16 protein-coding genes and 1 pseudogene are annotated in these 16,186 nt (G+C 67.9%); 14 read left to right on the top strand and 3 right to left on the bottom strand.

Annotated features, from left to right (window positions below; genetic code table 11):
• The first annotated feature begins 52 nt into the window (after positions 1–52).
• Genes ABZ567_RS28415 through ABZ567_RS28400 form a run of 4 tightly spaced genes read left to right on the top strand, consistent with a single transcriptional unit; the run spans position 53 to position 4,913 of the window.
• Complete coding sequence (locus tag ABZ567_RS28415) at positions 53–874, top strand: hypothetical protein (RefSeq protein ID WP_360794973.1); 822 nt, start codon at positions 53–55, stop codon at positions 872–874.
• 48 nt (positions 875–922) lie between these two features.
• The gene (locus ABZ567_RS28410; RefSeq protein ID WP_360794970.1) at positions 923–2,065 is read left to right on the top strand and encodes a hypothetical protein; all 1,143 of its coding nucleotides are present in this window, start codon (positions 923–925) and stop codon (positions 2,063–2,065) included.
• Positions 2,062–3,555 (top strand): hypothetical protein, encoded by a 1,494-nt coding sequence (locus ABZ567_RS28405; protein ID WP_360794967.1) that lies wholly within the window; start codon positions 2,062–2,064, stop codon positions 3,553–3,555. The genes ABZ567_RS28410 and ABZ567_RS28405 overlap by 4 nt, the downstream gene beginning before the upstream one ends.
• Positions 3,552–4,913, top strand: coding sequence for an AAA domain-containing protein (locus ABZ567_RS28400; RefSeq protein WP_360794965.1), 1,362 nt, complete (start codon positions 3,552–3,554; stop codon positions 4,911–4,913). The genes ABZ567_RS28405 and ABZ567_RS28400 overlap by 4 nt, the downstream gene beginning before the upstream one ends.
• A 61-nt stretch (positions 4,914–4,974) precedes the next feature.
• Here ABZ567_RS28400 and ABZ567_RS28395 read toward each other — a convergent pair whose 3' ends face one another.
• Positions 4,975–5,100: a hypothetical protein gene (locus ABZ567_RS28395; RefSeq protein ID WP_360794962.1), complete on the bottom strand. Its 126-nt coding sequence runs from the start codon at positions 5,098–5,100 to the stop codon at positions 4,975–4,977.
• Positions 5,101–5,952: 852 nt separating this feature from the next.
• Between ABZ567_RS28395 and ABZ567_RS28390 the strand changes: the two genes are divergently transcribed.
• From ABZ567_RS28390 to ABZ567_RS28355, 8 genes and pseudogenes are all read left to right on the top strand, one after another.
• Complete coding sequence (locus tag ABZ567_RS28390) at positions 5,953–6,396, top strand: hypothetical protein (protein WP_360794959.1); 444 nt, start codon at positions 5,953–5,955, stop codon at positions 6,394–6,396.
• Between the two features lie 101 nt (positions 6,397–6,497).
• Positions 6,498–6,848: pseudogene (locus ABZ567_RS28385) on the top strand (ATP-binding cassette domain-containing protein); the annotation flags it as partial.
• Positions 6,776–7,276, top strand: coding sequence for an ATP-binding cassette domain-containing protein (locus tag ABZ567_RS28380; protein ID WP_360795070.1), 501 nt, complete (start codon positions 6,776–6,778; stop codon positions 7,274–7,276). The pseudogene ABZ567_RS28385 and the gene ABZ567_RS28380, both read left to right, overlap by 73 nt.
• Entirely contained in the window at positions 7,273–8,535 is a 1,263-nt protein-coding gene (locus ABZ567_RS28375; protein WP_360794956.1) for a hypothetical protein, read from the top strand. The genes ABZ567_RS28380 and ABZ567_RS28375 overlap by 4 nt, the downstream gene beginning before the upstream one ends.
• On the top strand, positions 8,532–9,173 hold the full coding sequence (locus ABZ567_RS28370; protein ID WP_360794953.1) for a hypothetical protein: 642 nt from the start codon (positions 8,532–8,534) through the stop codon (positions 9,171–9,173). The genes ABZ567_RS28375 and ABZ567_RS28370 overlap by 4 nt, the downstream gene beginning before the upstream one ends.
• Positions 9,174–10,217: 1,044 nt before the next feature.
• Positions 10,218–11,129, top strand: a complete 912-nt coding sequence (locus tag ABZ567_RS28365) for a helix-turn-helix transcriptional regulator (protein ID WP_360794950.1) — start codon at positions 10,218–10,220, stop codon at positions 11,127–11,129.
• A 62-nt stretch (positions 11,130–11,191) separates the two neighbouring features.
• Positions 11,192–11,599: a hypothetical protein gene (locus ABZ567_RS28360; protein ID WP_360794947.1), complete on the top strand. Its 408-nt coding sequence runs from the start codon at positions 11,192–11,194 to the stop codon at positions 11,597–11,599.
• Between the two features lie 149 nt (positions 11,600–11,748).
• Positions 11,749–12,600 carry an SAM-dependent methyltransferase gene (locus ABZ567_RS28355; RefSeq protein WP_360794944.1) on the top strand — a complete coding sequence of 284 codons (852 nt, stop codon included), beginning with the start codon at positions 11,749–11,751 and terminating at the stop codon, positions 12,598–12,600.
• Here ABZ567_RS28355 and ABZ567_RS28350 read toward each other — a convergent pair.
• Entirely contained in the window at positions 12,591–13,415 is an 825-nt protein-coding gene (locus ABZ567_RS28350) for a helix-turn-helix transcriptional regulator (RefSeq protein WP_360794941.1), read from the bottom strand. The two genes, ABZ567_RS28355 and ABZ567_RS28350, sit on opposite strands and share 10 nt — an antisense overlap.
• Before the next feature lie 157 nt (positions 13,416–13,572).
• Positions 13,573–13,809, bottom strand: coding sequence for a DUF397 domain-containing protein (locus tag ABZ567_RS28345; protein WP_360794938.1), 237 nt, complete (start codon positions 13,807–13,809; stop codon positions 13,573–13,575).
• A 209-nt stretch (positions 13,810–14,018) separates the two neighbouring features.
• On the opposite strand from ABZ567_RS28345, the gene ABZ567_RS28340 reads away from it, so the two are divergent.
• Entirely contained in the window at positions 14,019–14,552 is a 534-nt protein-coding gene (locus tag ABZ567_RS28340) for an ATP-binding protein (protein WP_360794935.1), read from the top strand.
• Positions 14,553–15,881: 1,329 nt separating this feature from the next.
• Positions 15,882–16,145 carry a helix-turn-helix transcriptional regulator gene (locus tag ABZ567_RS28335; protein ID WP_360794932.1) on the top strand — a complete coding sequence of 88 codons (264 nt, stop codon included), beginning with the start codon at positions 15,882–15,884 and terminating at the stop codon, positions 16,143–16,145.
• Positions 16,146–16,186: the final 41 nt, after the last annotated feature.

Here is a 16,186-nt window from a genome sequence, read left to right as displayed (position 1 = left end):
CCAAAAACACAGGGCAAAATGAGGCAACCCGAGTAGCTGCTAGCATGCGGCCATGCACGAGCACCTGGTCGCACTCGAAGAACGCATGCAGCAACTGCAGCAGGCGATCCGGCAGGCGCTCGCGCAACACGACCCCGCCCAAGCAGGCGCTCTACGCGCGGAGTTGAAGCGAACCCAGCAGGCCTGGGACGTGCTGTGCGGTCCGGATGACGCCGCGGACAATGCCCCGACGGAGCCCGCCTCACTGACGGCCCCCGAACACAGCTGGGAGGGCCGGCCCGCTCGCGACCAGGTTCGCGAGGCGCTGACCCTTCTCACCGTCCCCGCTTCGCCCAGACTGCTCAGCCAGGTCCACCAGGCGTTCTTCTCCAGCCCGTTGAACACCGCACGACTGACCACCCTGCGCCGCGACGAGGAACGTTCCTTCCGCTCCGCCCCCTACGCGCGCCCCTACTACGTCTGCTCCGCTCTGACGTCCGACCTACTCTCACCGGCGCGAGCCCTGCTCGCCCTGAGCACCTGGCCGCTCGAACAGCGCATCGTGGGACCCCTCACCCAGCGAGTCCACTTCCTCACCTCGGCCATACGGCTCGCGGACGCAGCCAAAGACCTCGCCGACGACGCAGAACTGCCGCAACCCGTACAGCTCCTCCTCCTGCCATACAGCCGCAATCTCCACACCCACAGCAGCCGCCGGCCGCTCGACCTGGATGCACTGCGCCAGGCCGCAGCAGCCGAACTGCAGATCCACCAAGACGACGACGCCGACACCCGCACCGAAGCGGCCCGACGAGCCCGCCAGCAGCTCGGCGACGTGGAACAGCACTTCGGCAACACCCTGCGCGACGTCAACCGCCAGCACCGCGCCTCGTAAACCACCCCTACGACGCACGACTTGTGCCCTGCCCGCTCAAGGAAATCAGTGAGTTCGCTCGACACACAGCTGGGCGCTTTACGCGGACCAGCCCCGCCCCTCCCGCACAATGCACGAACCCTGGCCGCCCTGACCGCCAATCCCAGCTGCGACCGCCGCTCCGTCCTGGACGCGGCCGGCATCGACAAAGACGCCCTCGCCACCCATCTGGGTCTCTCCCGACCGCTGAGGAAATCCCAGCTCGCCCTCGACTACGGCATCGCCTTCGAACGCCAGGTCACCGACCAGGCCGGAGCTGCCCTGGTGCCGCTACTCCGCCAAGCCCTGGGCCTGACCCTGCCCGAGGCGACTTACAAGGACGTCAACAGCGTCGGCAGCGACAACGATAAATCCCCCCTGAGGCTGCGCCACACCCACACCAGCTCGCTCATCCTCAGCACAGCCCACCGCAGATCCAAGCCCTACACCCTGCTCGACCACCCCGTGCTTAGTCTGACCGTCGCCGGCCGCCAGACATACCTCGAGCCCGATGTCATCGCCTTCCACCACGAAGGCGTCTTCCACGTCGTCGAGGTCAAATCCTTCCCCGTCATCCACGGACAGCCCGACCCCATAAAGACCGCCGCAGCACTGTCCCAGGCCGCCGCCTACGTCCTGGCCCTGCGCGAACTCCTCACCGGTGACGGCCTTCCAGCAGACCGCGTCTCCGACACCGTGATCCTGGTCAACCCGCGCAACTTCACCCGCCAACCCATCGCCACGCCCTACAACGCCGCCAAGCAGATCAGGCACCTCAGCCGCCACCTCGGCAGACTTGAGCGCCTGCCCGCACTGCTGGACGACCTCCCTGAGGGCACGACGTTCGACCTGGCGCCCAGCTCCGACGGCAGAGCGACCCGCCCTCCCGGCGAACTCGTCGCCGCACTCGCCACCATGCGGCCGCACTACATGCCCCGCTGTGGTCACCACTGCGAACTGGCCCCCCACTGCCGCACCGAGGCCCGCAACCAGGGCAGGACCGACTTCCTGGGGCCCGCGGTCCGCGACGACCTGGCAGGAATCGACACCATCGCCACAGTCCTGGCCCTTGCCGACGGACACATCAGCCCCTCGCACGACCAAAAGGACACTGTCCAGGCCCTGCGCCACGCACAGCGCATCTGCATCGACCTCCAGAAAGGCAGCACATGAGCCTTCTGGCCTCATACCTGAGGGTGCGCGCCGCATCCACCGGCAACGCCCAACGTGCCAGTCAGCTGCGCCATTTCCACCTCAGTGACCAGCCTCTGATGCTGATGGCACTGAAGCGAACCGGTCCCGCAGCACGACCACTGGCCCTCATGCTGGGCACCGATCCGTACCGGCCGGAGCTTCTGGTCGCGCCTCCCTCAGGAAGCACCGCGTCCATGCTCGCCGCCCTGGCTGACACCGTCACCACCTACATCGATGCATGCCGGCAGCGCAGCGAGAACCTGCCTGCCGCCTCCGGCAGACCAGCGCGCCGGCGATACACCGACGCCCCCCAGATTCTCGTGCCCAACCCCCAGACCGTGGAACACCTCAAAGCGCTCGGGGACGACCTGAGACTCCGCCGCGTTGACGATCAGACGCCCGGCTCCCGATCCGTCCAGCGTTTGGGACACTGGCTCACCTATCTCACCGACCGCGCACACGACATCCCCGGTTCGGCCGCCCTCATCCCTCTGACCGGCTTCCTCGGCATGCACTGGATCACCGGCCAAAGCCCTCTGGAGGACGAGGACCTCGCCACCCTGCTGGCATGGATCGACCCGCCCCGCCACACAGCCTCGGGATGCGACGCCGCCGACAAGGCAGCAGCCCTGGCCGCTCACCGAACCGCGGGACCAGTCACCGACGCGGCCTTCGACAACGACCAGCTCGCGCCCCTGTTTCACGCATACGCCCAGACCCGCGGCCAGGACCAGGCCCCCAGCCTGGAAGAGCTCAACAGCCTGCTGACCACCTACATGCAACCCACCTGGGACCTCATGTGGCACGCCTACACACTCCTGCAAGCCCTCCCCGAAGCCAAGAACACAGCACGCCGATGGGGCCACGAACGCACCGCATTCACCGACGAATGCACCTACCTGGACCAGGACGGACGCCCCCGGCCCGCCCGCGAACAAGCCATCGCCACCGCCGTCCGCCTGGCCCGCATGGAACACGCCGCCACCACCTTCGCCGCCGAACGCGCCGCCGACGACCCCTTCGTAAGGGCAGAACTGCGCACCACCGGTGAAGCCTTCGGCGGCCCCGTCACCACGATCGACCCGGAACACACTCTTCGGGGACCCACCGGACGAGCACAATGGCGCCCCCGGTTCACGGTGTCCACCACGGATCCCGTGCTCCTGGAACCCGGCCAACCCCTGGCCTGCCACACCCACCCCAACGCCCGCTACAAGATCTGCACGATCAACCCCACAGACGGCGACACCCTCGTCGAGCTCGAGATCACCGCGGGCATGGGCCCCGTGACCCGACCCAACCATGCCGTCCTGCCCGAACCCGGTGCTCTCCTCGTCTTCACCCTCGCACCGGACCACTACCGGATGCCGGAATTCCCCGCACGGGACCAGACCCCCTGGACCCATGGCGGTCCTCCCCCCGACCATCCACACGACCGCGACGAGAACGAGAGCGGGGACGAGCCGTGACACCGCCCCGCCGACTGTCCGTACGACAGCGGCAGACGGACAGGGCCACCGGCGTAGTCCTGGATCAACTGACCGCACTCACTCACCGCGGACTCGTCGTGCAAGCCCCACCCGGCGCCGGAAAGACCACTCTGGTCGCCCAAGCCGCCGCCGCGCTCGCCCAGTCCAGCGGACCCTGCCCCGTCATCGCCCAGACCAACAGCCAAGTCGACTATCTCGTGCGCCGATTCGCCGACGACCACCCGCACCTTCGAACCGCCCGGTTCACCGGAGTCGACCACACGGCCCCGGACGACCTGCGAGCACACGCCGACGTCCGCGTCGGCACCCGCATCGAGGACCTCGAGCGAACCGCAGACGTCATCGTAGGCACGGCCATGAAATGGGCTACGGTCACCAACCGCCAGTGGCCATGGGGAGTCGTCGACGAGGCCTACCAGATGCGCTCCGACACCCTCTTGAGAACCGCTCGCCTCTTCGGACAGACCCTCTTCGTCGGAGACCCCGGCCAGCTCGACCCCTTCTCCACAGTCAAACCCGACCGCCTCGAAGGCATGGCCCATGACCCCATGAGCAGCGCAGTCTCCGTCGTACTCGCCAACAACCCCGACCTGCCCGTCCACTCCCTGCCAGTGTCCTGGCGCCTGCCGCCCTCAGCCGTCCCACTGATCAGCAAGGCCTTCTACCCCCGCATCTCCTTCCAGGCCGGAAGCAGCGAGTCCGACAGAACCCTGACGTTCTCCAACACCGGCATGCGCACTCCTGCCGACCGGGTCATCGAGCACGCCGCCCGCACCGGATGGGCACTGTTCGAATTACCGGCGCGCATCACCCGCCACTTCGACAGCGAAGCCCTCCACGCCGCCCTCGCCATCGCTGAACGGCTGCTGATCCGGGGCGCCACCGCCACCTGCGAGCAAGACCCGGAGGGACACGTCCTGCACCCTCAGGACATTGCCATCGGCACCACCCACCGCATCCAGGTCGACCACCTCCGAGCCCTCCTGGCCCGCCACTACCCCAGGCTCCACGGCCTTGCCATCGACACCGCCAACCGCCTCCAAGGCTGCGAACGCAGAGTCACCATCGTCCTGCACCCCCTCTCCGGCCGCAGCAACGCCTCCGCTTTCCACCTGGACGCCGGACGTCTGTGCGTCCTTACCTCCCGCCACCGGCACGCCTGCATCGTCGTCGCCCGCAGAGGCATCGCCGAACTCCTCGACGCCCACCCCTCCAACGACCCCGTACATCCCGGATCCGACGCCAGGAATCTCGACGGCTGGGAAGCCCACCACACCATCCTTGCCCATCTGGCCCAGCACACCGTCCAGGCCCAGACCTCTCACCGCCACGGATGAGCGACTGCGCCATGCATGGACCGAAAGCCTTGTGCTTGGGACAGGCCGCACCGGCCCGTTGTCATACCAACGCGCGGTTGTTTACCGGAAGCCATGCCAACCGGCCGTTGATCCACAGCTGCTCCTTGCTGGGATGCCGCAGACAGGCGAGGTCCGTCACGGGCGCGGCCATGCGCAGCGTGTGCACGTTTTCAAGGGTGCGAGAGTCCCACAGCTGTATCCCCGGGGCCGACCACGGCTGCGGTCAACGGCGGTCCCTCGCGTCCGCGGACCACGGTGACTTTGTTGACGGGGGAGTGGGATTCCAGCGTGACGGTGACAACCAGGTTTCTCCACAGAGAGATCGTCGATCCCCGCCACGGTCAGGGACTGCTGCTCCGCGGACTGCAAGGAGGGGAGACTCCCCGGCCGCGCCATGCAGACGAGAGCCCTGGAGCCAAGGTTCCCAGAGCTCCTGCCCGGCCCCACACACCACACCATCAGGGTCTCGGCACCTCATCCAACGCCAGCGGGACATGCCAGACGGCCTCGTCGTCCAGACGGTGCGATGCACAGGAGCGCCTCAGGACTCTTCGAGTCATCCTCTGAGGACGAGGTGCCCGATGCGCCGCACGGTGATCGTCGAGCGGAAGCCGAAGCGGAAGTCAGACCGCCCTTATGCGAGGGCCCGCCACGGCGGGTCGGCGTGAGTGGGCGGGGCGCTGCCGCTGAGCAGGGCATCGCTTCGCGACGGAAGCCGCGGATCGGTCCGAGCTGCCCGCCATTCTGTTCTTTGCTGGGGCTGGTGCTCGATTTCCAGGCGCTGGCTTGACCTCAGTTCTTCCTCAGAGAACCGTTCCGCTTCCCCTCCAATTCCGCTACCGAATGTAGCTTTGTGATTTCGATGCGCTACCGGCATCGCCGGCCCGGTCGCACCGCGTGCGCAAGGGAAGACCGATCCATTGGGGGAGTAGTGGCCGGCCCACGACGTTCCACCGTTCTTTGGCGCTTTGCCGAGGCCGGCGTCCTCACGATCATCGCTGCAACCGCCCTGCCCGCCGTGGCATCCGCCGCCGGTGTGGACCGGGTCTGGAACGGGAGCAACGCGCCTCTGGAGGTGTCCGGCTTCGGGAGCAAGGGATACGCCTACGGCACCTGGAAGGTGCACAACTCCTCCAACGGCACCCGCTCACGCGTGATGAGCTACACCCGGCTGAAGAACGCCGACGACCACAAGGTGTACGTCCAGCTCGGCACGGAGGTGAACGCGGGCTACTGCGTCCAGGCCAGCAAGTACATGACCTGCACCAAGAAGTACTGGGACCACGCCAACGCCGAGACGGCCCACCACAACAGCAGCTCCTACGTCTACAAGACCGCCTCGACCGGCGTCGACGACGAAGCCGACTACGCGCGTGGCAAGGTCCGCGCCGGCCTGGACGTCCCCTGGCGGCCGGACCCGCTCACCGGCTGGTCGTACACGGACGGTGGCGACCAGTACTGAACCCACTCGCCGCGGCCGTCTCTCCTCGACCACGGACGGCCGCGGCAACCCGTCCGCCGGGCCGAGTCTGCTGGGACGGGCCCTCCGGCAGTGACGCACGCGTGGCGCACGCCGTTGTCACGGTGATCGACCACCAGGGGAGAGCGAGAGACGTGAGCCGATTCCACCTCACTTGCCGCGAGCTCGTGAAGACCTACGGGAACGCGTTCCGGCTGGGCCCGCTGTCGCTGGACGTGACCGGGGGAGTGACGTGCCTGGTCGGCCCGAACGGCGCGGGCAAGTCCACGTTCTTCCGTCTCGCGGCGGGGCTGGAGAAACAGACGTCCGGCACCTTGAGGCTCGAAGCCGCCACTTCCTCCAGCCCGGCCGTCTCCCTCGGATACCTCCCCCAGGACCCCGAGCTCCCACCAGGGGCGACCTGCGAGGAGTTCCTTCATTACGTTGCCTGGGTCCATGCCATCCCCGCGAAGCGGCGCCCCTCAGCGGTGGACGAAGCCCTCGCCGCACCGGCCTCACCGACCGCAGGACCAGCCGAATCCGCACGCTCTCCGGCGGCATGGCGCGCCGCCTCGGCATCGCCCAGGCACTGATCCACGACCCGGCGCTGCTGCTCGACGAACCCACCGCCGGCCTCGACCCACGCCAGCGCATCGCACTGCGCGAAACGATCGCGGCAGTGGCCGTCGGCCGGATCGTCATCGTCTCCACCCACCTCGTGGAGGACGTCCGCGGCCTGGCCGACCGCGTCCTGATCCTCGACGGCGGCACCATCGCCTTCGACGGCGACCTCACCGCCCTCGAAGACCGGGCCGACCCCCACGCCCCCGGCGACACCCACCTGGAACGCGCCATCGCGACCCTGATGGGAGGCCCCGAATGACAAGCCCCCGTCTCCTCTACGCCCTCAACACGCTCATCGGCCCGTGGATGACCCTCCCCGTCGCCGTCCTCGAGGCCATGAACTTCCTCCAGCGAGGCATGCCATGGCGCGGCGAGACCCTGTGGACCGTGGACTGGTTCGCCATCGCCCTGTTCATCATCGGCCCACTCCTCGCCGGCGCCGCCGCCGTCGACGCCTCCCGCCTGTCCCGCGCCGGGAACATCCACCTCGTCCTCGCAACCCGCAGGCCGTACCGTCCGTACCTCAGGGCGGCCGCCTGGTGCGCCGGACCCGTACTGGTCGTACACCTCCTCACCATCGCCGCGGCTCTCATCATCGGTGGCGTCCCCGGCAACCCGCCGTGGCCGGCCCTCACGGCAGCGGTTGCCGTCCAGTGCCTGGCCGTCTACTGGTACGTGGCGATCGGCTCGGCCATCGGCCGCCTGGCCGGCCCCCTCATGGCCGGCGCGACGGCGGCAGTGTTCACCTTCACCCTCATGCACCTGCTCGGCTCAGGCAGCTCGGGACGCTTCGAACCCCTCGCGCTCGGCGGAGCGACCGTCTCCCGCCTCGGCTACCAGTACGCTCCCGGCTACCTGATGGCCCAGACCGTCTTCTTCACCCTCACCGGCGCGGCGCTGCTCCTCCTGCCGATCCGGCTGCGATCCGGCCGCAGGACCCTCACCGCTGCGGCCACACTCACCCTCGTCCTCCTCGCCGCAACCGTCATCGCCGCCCAGCACACCCTGCCGGCCCGCCGCCTCGTCACGGACGCGGCACCGCCGACCGACTGCACCACCACCGCCCCCGCAGTGTGCCTCTACCCCGAACACGCAAGGTTCCGCGGCCAGATCAACCGCCATGTGGCCACCCTGACCGCCGCCGCCCGCTCCCATGGCTATGCCGCCCTGATTCCCGAACGGGTCGAGGAACTGAGCCGCACCCACTGCGTACGGTCGCCGCACGTAAGCGGCCTGCAGATCTCAGCCGACGCCTACGCCACCGACGAGGTCAGCCTCGAAGAAGTTGCCTCCGCCCTCACCCGCCCCCTGCACTGCCCCGACTTCTACACAGACACCGGCCCCGGTCCCGCCTATTGGCAGCGCGAGTTCTCCCTGTACGCCACCCTCCTGCACACAGCCGGTGTCCGCGTCGACCCGCACGAGTTTCCTGCAGCCCCGCGGATTCTGACCCCCACAGAAGTCCAGGGCATCAAGAACGACTACGCAGCCTGCCGACTGGTAGAGAAACCCGCATGAAAAGCGGCCGCCTGACCCTCGTGCGGGCCTGGGCCGGCGTGCACCCGACGCGTTCCGCCCTCATCCTCCTGGCCGTCGCCACCCTGCTCTCGCTGACCGGAGCGAGAGCAGCGATCGACAACCTGGGGTTCCTTCTCTTCGACACTCCCGTGCCGCTCCTGCTGCTCGTCCCCGTCCTCGCCGCCGTCGCCGTCGCCATGGGAAGCGACAACACCGCACGCCTCCCCCTTCCGCAACCGCCACGTCTCGCCTGCGCGCGCCTCCTGTGGCTGCTTACCCTGACAGCCCTGGCAGCCTGCGCGAGCAACCTCGGGCAACTCGCCGACCCGGTCGTCGACTGGCAGCCGACGACCCGCAACCTTCTCCTCTACACCTCCCTGACCATCACCACTGCCACCCTCGCCAGCCCGGCTCTGGCCTGGCTCCCACCCGTCACACTGACGGTCGTCGCCATGTTCTTCGGCTACCGGACCACTCAACCCGGCTACCACTGGTGGGCAACGATCATGGAACAGGCCACCAGCCCGGCCCAGTGGTCATGCGCGACCGCTTCCTTCCTCGTCGCCGCGCTCCTCCATACCGTGCACCCTGTGACGACCAGCCACATCGGCAGCTTCACCGCGGCGTCGGCCCGCTGAACTTGCAGTGGACGGGAAGTTTGCAGTCGCATACAGGGTCGAGGCCTGAAGGGGCCTCAGGGGAATGAAGGTTCAGGTCGCGGACGGCTGCTCGCCTTCGCGTCGCAAATCGCCGAGATCTGCGTCACATAGCCGCAGCTCACCGCGCCGCTTCGTGCAATTGCGCGAAGACCGCGGCGGTCGAATTCCCTGCCGGAATATGAAAACGGCTGATCGAAACTGACCGGTTTCTGGGGTGGGGTCGCGGCGCGAGGGCGTGACGGGGTGGAATTTGTCTTCGCGTGGTGTGTGGTGTTTGCGCATTGAAGCGCATCAAATGGCGACCGGGAGCGATGGCGGGGTAGCGTTCCGTGACGCGAGTGGGGCCCCAGGCGGGCTACCAACCAACGAAGGGCCCCCTCGTGTGACTGGATCAAGCACGCCCTCGACATGGAAGCTGAGGACCTACCTTGCTCGACCGAATCATCGCTGCGGGACGTTTCCGTTCTGCAGCGCTTCACGACGCTAACATTCCTTCCCTCGCCGTAGGTGAAACCCGATCCGTGAGTGCCTGGGATGTCACCCTCCAGGCGGGGCTGTTCGTCAGTCTTGTGATTCTCCCGCTGGTTTTGATCACCGGGGCCTGGGAGGCACCGACGAGCGCCGCGATTGTGTGGCTCGCCTTCCGGGCCGCACGCCGTTCCTCCTTCCGGTACCAGCGTCTTCGCCGCTGCTGAGGTACCGCGTTCGGCCGGCCCGCCCCGCGGGGCGGGCCGGCCGAACGCCGGTGATGGTGGGCGATGGCGTCCGCGGCCGGAGCGCGCAATTCCTCTTCGCATGCGGGGGATGGACGCTGCGGCGCGGAAGAAATGACCGCGCTAAGCGGGGGTGAGTGAAGTGACTGAAGAAAACGGCGAGTTCGGGATGTGCCGGGAGTGCGCGGGGCGTTTTCCGCAGAACGGGGGGCGGGGGCGGCGCAAGGACTACTGCAGCCTTGCCTGCCGTCGTCGCGCACAGCGGCAGCGGGACGGGCAGCGGCGTCGCCCGCCGCAGAGTGCGCTGCCCGTGGGGCGCCTGATCGCGGAGGAGCTGTACAGCCTCGCGTTCGATCTGCTGGAGGCGGAGTACGGGGGAGCTGACCTCGGGGAGCTGTTGGGCAGAGCCCGTGCGCTGACCAGGGAGACGGACTACTACGTCGGCGCCGCCGTACGTGACGCGCGCCAGCGGAGCGTGAGCTGGGAGGAGGTGGCGAAGGCCGCCTCGCTGAGTACGGCGACGGCACGGGTCCGCTGGGGTGAGATGAAGGTGATGCGCCAGCTTCAGAGGAGGTCGGTGGAACGGGCGGCGCTGCGCCAGTCCCCGGCCGCGGTTCCGGATGTCCGCCCGAAGGAAGGCCGGGAGGCCGTGGGCCGGGCCTCGAGGCAGCTGGCAGCCGCGCTGTCACAGTTGCATCAGGGTTCGGGGCTGATGATCCGGGAGGTCGCCGAGAGCACGGAACTCTCGCCGTCGTACGTGTCGCGGATCTTGTCCGTGGACCGCACGCCCAGCTGGCCGGTGGTCCGCCAGCTGGTGGAGACGTTCGGCGGTGACCCCCTGGAGCTGCGCGTGCTGTGGGAGATAGCGCAGGGCCTTCCGCCGGCGCCACAGGACTTCATCGACGCGGCGACGCGCCTCAACGGCGTGCTGCGCGGCCTGTATCTGGCCGCAGGACGCCCCGTCGTGAAGACGGTGTGCGACCAGAGCAACGGCGCCCTGGACGAGGCCGCGGTGGAAGAACTCCTCGAGGGAACCGAGGTGCCCACCTGGGAGGACACGGGCCGCTTCGTCACCGCGGTCGGCGGGCACCCGGCCGACATCCGCCCGCAGTGGGAAGCGGCCTACAGCCTGCTGCTCGGAGCGTGCGACCCCGCGCCGAAGGTGACGGAGACGAGCCGGTCGCCGCAGGACGATGATCCGCAGCAGGCCGAGGGACGGTGAGGCACATGACTCGCCTGGCACACCGGGAGCGTGTCCTTGCCCGGGGCGCGGAAGGACCGCTGATGCTGGGATACAAGGCCTTCTGCCTGCGTAACGAGAACCGCTATATCCAGTACGCCCGGGCCAGATCCCTGGAGCCGGTCCGTGCCAGGGCTGTGGTGGAGTCGGCTCTCCAGGCGCTGGTGATGCAGTGGCCGCAGATCATGAGCAGTGACAGGCCGGCCTTCGAGGCGTGGGAGGTGCTCGTCTGCCGCGTTGCGGTGGCGGCCCGGGAAGCCCGGCGCGAATGCAACGGACAAGGACGCGACACGGTGCACCAGGCATTGTCCGGACTGGAGGCAGATGTCGTACTACTGCGCTACCGGCTGTCGTTGTCTCCGGCAGAGACGGCCGATCTGATGGGGCTGGAGGTACCTGAGGTGACGGTGTCGCTCAGGAAGGGTGTCACGGCACTACTTGCCCCCGCGTGAGCACCCCGGCGTGCGCCGCTGCTGCGAAAGCGGCCCGGCGCACGCCGGTTTCGCCTGTCATATGCAGCCGTCACATGGTGCTGGTCAGCGGTCCCGACATCGTGTGAATGATGTAGCAGTCTTGCTGCAATTCTTGTGATCGGCGTGGGATGCTCGCTGGTGACAGGGCCGGTAGCGGGGGATACGTGGGTGAGTGCGCAATGGGGCTCGGGCCGAGACCGCTGGCCAGGACTGTCGATGTCACGGTGGCGAGTGTGGCCCGGATGTACGACTACCTCCTGCGGGGCAAGGACAGCTATCCGGCCGACCGAGCTGCTTGCCAGGCGCTTGTCGAGGTAATGCCCAATGCCGTGGCCCTTGTCGAGGCGCAGAAAGTTTTCTCTCTCGCGGCCGTGGACCGTCTTTCCTCGCATCACGGAGTACGGCAGTTCCTCGACTTCGGCTGTGGCCTGCCTGCCTGGGTGAACACCCATCAGGTGGCCCGCTCCAGCCGCGTCGTCTACATCGACAAGGACCCGATGGTCGTTGCCCACGGCAGGGCCCTGCTGGACGGAGGCGGCCGCACCGAGGTCGTGCAGGGCGACCTGCTCGAAGGCGATGACCTGTTGGATCGCCCGCAGGTCGCCGAGCTCATCGACTTTGAACAGCCCGTCGCGGTCATGATGACCTCGGTACTCCACTGCATCGGCGATGACGAGCAGCCCGCCGCTGCGCTGCGAAGCCTTCTAAGCCGGCTCGCGAGCGGCAGTTTCCTCGTGCTCAGCCAGTGGGTGAGCGAGGATCCCGGTATCCGGGACCGAGTGGGGCAGGTCATGCGCCGTTCGACGGCGGGGGCCTGGGGGCAGGTCCGCCGGTGTGCCGAGGTCGACGGATTCTTCGGCGAACTCGTGCTGGAGGAACCCGGCCTGGGGGACGTATCGGCGTGGACACGTGCCGAACGCAGCACCGGGCATGCGCTGGGAGTGGTCGAGTACGGCGGAGTGGGCAGGATTCAGCGGTAGCGCTTCTCGGCGGCGAGAAGCAGTTCCCTGGTCCGCGCAGGGCTGTACGCGGTCGTCGCCAGCGGATCCAGCAGAGCCCGGAAGTGCTCGGTCTCCCTGGGGCGGTCCAGGTAGTTGGCCCCCAGGGAGTTCTCCAGGTAGACCACATCGGGTACGTCGAGCGGGAAACGGATCAGCGTGACAGGCGTGCCGACGATGACGAAGTCCTCCGGGACGATCTGCAGCGTGATCCGCGGATGACCCATTAGGCCGAGCAGGTGCGTCATCTGCCGGTGCATGACCTCCGCAGTGCCGATCTGGCGGTCCAGAACGCTGCTGTCGATCAGAGCCCACAGGCGCGGGCCGTCCTGTCGGCGGAGGATCTCCTGCCTCTTCATCCGCAGGTTGACGCGCGCTTCGATGTCGACGCGGTCCGCGAGCGGAAACCCCTTCTCGGTGACGGCGAACGCGTACTCGGGAGTCTGCAGCAGCCCAGGGACCAGCAGCAGCTCATAGGTCCAGATGACCGATGCGCCTTCCTGCAGGCCGATCAGCTTGTCGAACCAGTTCGGGACCACGCAGTTGTCGTACCTCTCCCACCAGCCCGGCTGGTTGGACAGAGCCACCAACTCTGCTGCTGCGTCCCGCTCCAAGGGGACCGCGCCGTAGAGCCGGAGCAGATCAAGGACGTCACGTTCCTTCAGGGGGACCTTCGCGCACTCGAGCCGACTGATCTTGGACTCGGTGCAGCGGATGTGCTCGGCCGCAGCAACGGGCAAGTATCCGGCCTCTTCGCGCAGCTTCCGAAGCCGGGCGCCGATCGCGATACGCAGCACGGTGGGACTCGAAGCGGGATCGGAGAGCATCCGGTCGAAGGAAGGGAGACCGGGGCTCTGAAATGCGGACATCGGGGCTCCTGCAGGACAAGGTGGAGCTGGATTGTCCCATGCAGGAGCCCCTCAACGCCGAGAAAGCGCTATGTCCCGATAATCGTCAGGCGGTGAACGACGTGAACTCACCGTCCGCGGCACCGGATACAAACGCCGCGATCTCGGCACGGCTGTAGACCAACGCCGGACCCTGCGGGTAGCGGGAGTTCCGCAGGGCGATGGCGCCGTTTGAAAGTGCGGCCAACTCTACGCAGTTGCCCGTGGGTCCACTGTGCCGGCTCTTCACCCAGATGACACCTTCGAGTGAATCGGCAGGGATTCCGTTGTGATACATGTCCATAGCCCTGTACTCCTTCGCCCTTGTCTCTCGGGCGCAACACCTCGCGGTCATCGCGCTCCGCCTCAACTCCCGGTGCCTCTCATTCCGTCATGCAATTCCCGATGCAATTGCACAGGCGGGAGGATGGCCTGGATACTAGCCATGCGGCCCGACAGCGGTGCGGGGCCATCGATCAACTATCTGGGGGGCGGATGGTGTGGACACCAGGAGTGATTACACACAGCGACGAGCCGAGCGGAGAGAAACTCGCCGACCTGGCCGGATTGATCCCACACGAAATCGGTAACCTCACCCTCTCAAACCCCCCGGACTGGGGTCTTGCCCTGGGGGTGAGTGCCGCAGGGTTCGCCGCGAAAAGCCTGAAGGCAGAGGAGAGTTCCGGCGTGCGGGTGCGGGGGTTCACTCGCACGGTGATAGATCAGTGGGGTGTGGCGACCGGGGAGGAGACAGTGGTCGCCGTGGCCTGGGAGCTTGCCGCCAACGCCATCCAGCACGTGCTGCGTGGACAGGAAGACCCTGCCCTGCCCGGTCGTGCATGGCTTGGCCTGGTACGCAGGGATGAGGCGGTGGTCTGTGCTGTGACCGACTGCAGCCCCTTACCGCCGATCCCGCGGACACTCGAGCCGATGAGCGGCCACGGCAGAGGGCTCTACCTGGTGGACCGGCTCAGTTCGCACTGGGGATGGTCTCAATCCTCCAGTGGCACCAAGACCGTCTGGGCCAGGGTGCCAGCGGCGTGGTGACCGCCCCGATCGGACCGTCAACCGCAGGCGACGCGGGAAGGCGGGCGGGGCCCCGGCCTTCGACCGGGAGGACCTCCCCACGTGGAGCCCAGATGACCTCCCGTAAGCCTGGACCAAGGCACGGGCCTTGTCCGGCGCAGGCGCGCTACGGCAGCCGCCACGCAATCTCCTCTCCCGCAGGAGCCGAGCTCCAGCAAGCGAGGACTCCCAACTCCACCAGAATGCCGAGCTCGAGATGCAGGGCGGATGCAGACAGCCCGCACAGACGCGCCAGCTGTGCCATCTCGGCGCTGCCTTCGCGCTGAGGAGCGAAGAAGGACGTGCGGAGGTACACCGTCAGGAGCTGTCCCGCTGGTCCAAGGCCGCGAGTGCGTCCGTCTTGGGCGGTGCGCAGAGCCCAGTCGGCAGCGCGCCGCCGTGTGGCCCGGCCGGGCATGCCGACCACTGGATCTGTGAACCATCCTTCGTAGAGCGTGTCCGGGGCGGCGTACGGGGTGATGAGCCGAGTGGCGACGAGATCGTTCCAGCAGCACTCTGCGGGGCCCTGAAGGATGCTGCGAAGCAGCCCTCCGGGCAATCGGACCCTGCTGGAGGCATTCGCGCGCAGGATGGCTTGGAGTGCGACAAGCCGTACCCCGGGGGCGGCGTGTCCCGGCAGGGATGAGGCCAGGTAGCTGAGCATCTCGCCGACCAGTCTGCGAGCGGCGAGATCGATATTGCGCCGCCGGGGTGGGCAGGCCGCCAGGGCGTGCACAGCCCCTGGAGATGAAGGCGACAGTTGGGTTTCCGGTACTACCGATGCGTTCGTCATGGCATACGCGCATGCCGTGCAGGCATCGGTGAGCCGCCACAGCCGCCCGCCGTGTTCACGGGAGAGGACAAGCAGGAGGGGGCCGGTGCAGCCGCGGTGGCGTGGGTGCCAGCGGCAGCCGCGTTCATGGCACTGGCAGGTCCGCAGGTGCGGAGGGAGGAGTGAGCGGCGGGCGTGGCGCGCGAGGTGTGCGAGGGCGGCCGAGCGTGCGGACCGGCCGTGAAGGTTTTCGGGAACGGAGCTGCACTGAGGGCAGACGAGCAGAGGGCCTTGAGGGTGGGGTCGTAGCTCGACGGTCCAGGTGCGAGGCGCTGGCGGACGTGTGGTGCACAGCCTCATCGACCGAGGGCCCTTCTCTGCTGTCCGCCTGGCTCGGGCCCGGGGCCCGCGGCGGGGGAGTGTGTGATGGCGGCACACCGTAGTGCAGACCTCTGCCCTCCGGCTCGGAGCCGCCACCTGCACAAATAGGGCAGACCTCTGCACTGACAGGGCAGGGGTCTGCACCATCGGATGGACGGGTGACGATCTTGCCGCCCGAACCGAACCTCGACGCGCTGCGCCAGCAGCTCGCGCGCCTCAGAGGCGACCGCGGCTGGACCTACGACGAGCTCGCCGAAAGAACCGCCCTGTCCAGGCGCACCCTCATCGAAATCGAGCAGGGCCGCACCATCGGATCCCTCACCACCTGGCACGCCCTCGGCCATGCCTTCGACGTCCCGCTCGGAGGGCTCTTCGCCGCCCTCTGTGAAGGTCACACGCCCCCCGGAGAGACGTCGAAGTAGCTCCATGCTGGAACCTGGGCGGATCACCTGAACTGGCTACC

The organism is Streptomyces sp. NPDC016459, from assembly GCF_040632845.1.
Lineage (GTDB): Bacteria > Actinomycetota > Actinomycetes > Streptomycetales > Streptomycetaceae > Streptomyces.
The sequence above is the reverse complement of the archived record's forward strand: the minus strand, read 5'-3'. Positions and strand labels throughout refer to the sequence as shown.

Excerpts from the sequence above, each read along its gene's own strand:
- ABZ567_RS28405 (WP_360794967.1), top strand. The coding sequence starts at position 2,062 with ATGAGCCTTCTGGCCTCATACCTGAGGGTGCGCGCCGCATCCACCGGC.
- ABZ567_RS28415 (WP_360794973.1), top strand. The coding sequence starts at position 53 with ATGCACGAGCACCTGGTCGCACTCGAAGAACGCATGCAGCAACTGCAG.
- ABZ567_RS28345 (WP_360794938.1), bottom strand. The coding sequence starts at position 13,809 with ATGGACATGTATCACAACGGAATCCCTGCCGATTCACTCGAAGGTGTC.
- ABZ567_RS28360 (WP_360794947.1), top strand. The coding sequence starts at position 11,192 with ATGCTGGGATACAAGGCCTTCTGCCTGCGTAACGAGAACCGCTATATC.
- ABZ567_RS28370 (WP_360794953.1), top strand. The coding sequence starts at position 8,532 with ATGAAAAGCGGCCGCCTGACCCTCGTGCGGGCCTGGGCCGGCGTGCAC.
- ABZ567_RS28375 (WP_360794956.1), top strand. The coding sequence starts at position 7,273 with ATGACAAGCCCCCGTCTCCTCTACGCCCTCAACACGCTCATCGGCCCG.
- ABZ567_RS28355 (WP_360794944.1), top strand. The coding sequence starts at position 11,749 with ATGCTCGCTGGTGACAGGGCCGGTAGCGGGGGATACGTGGGTGAGTGC.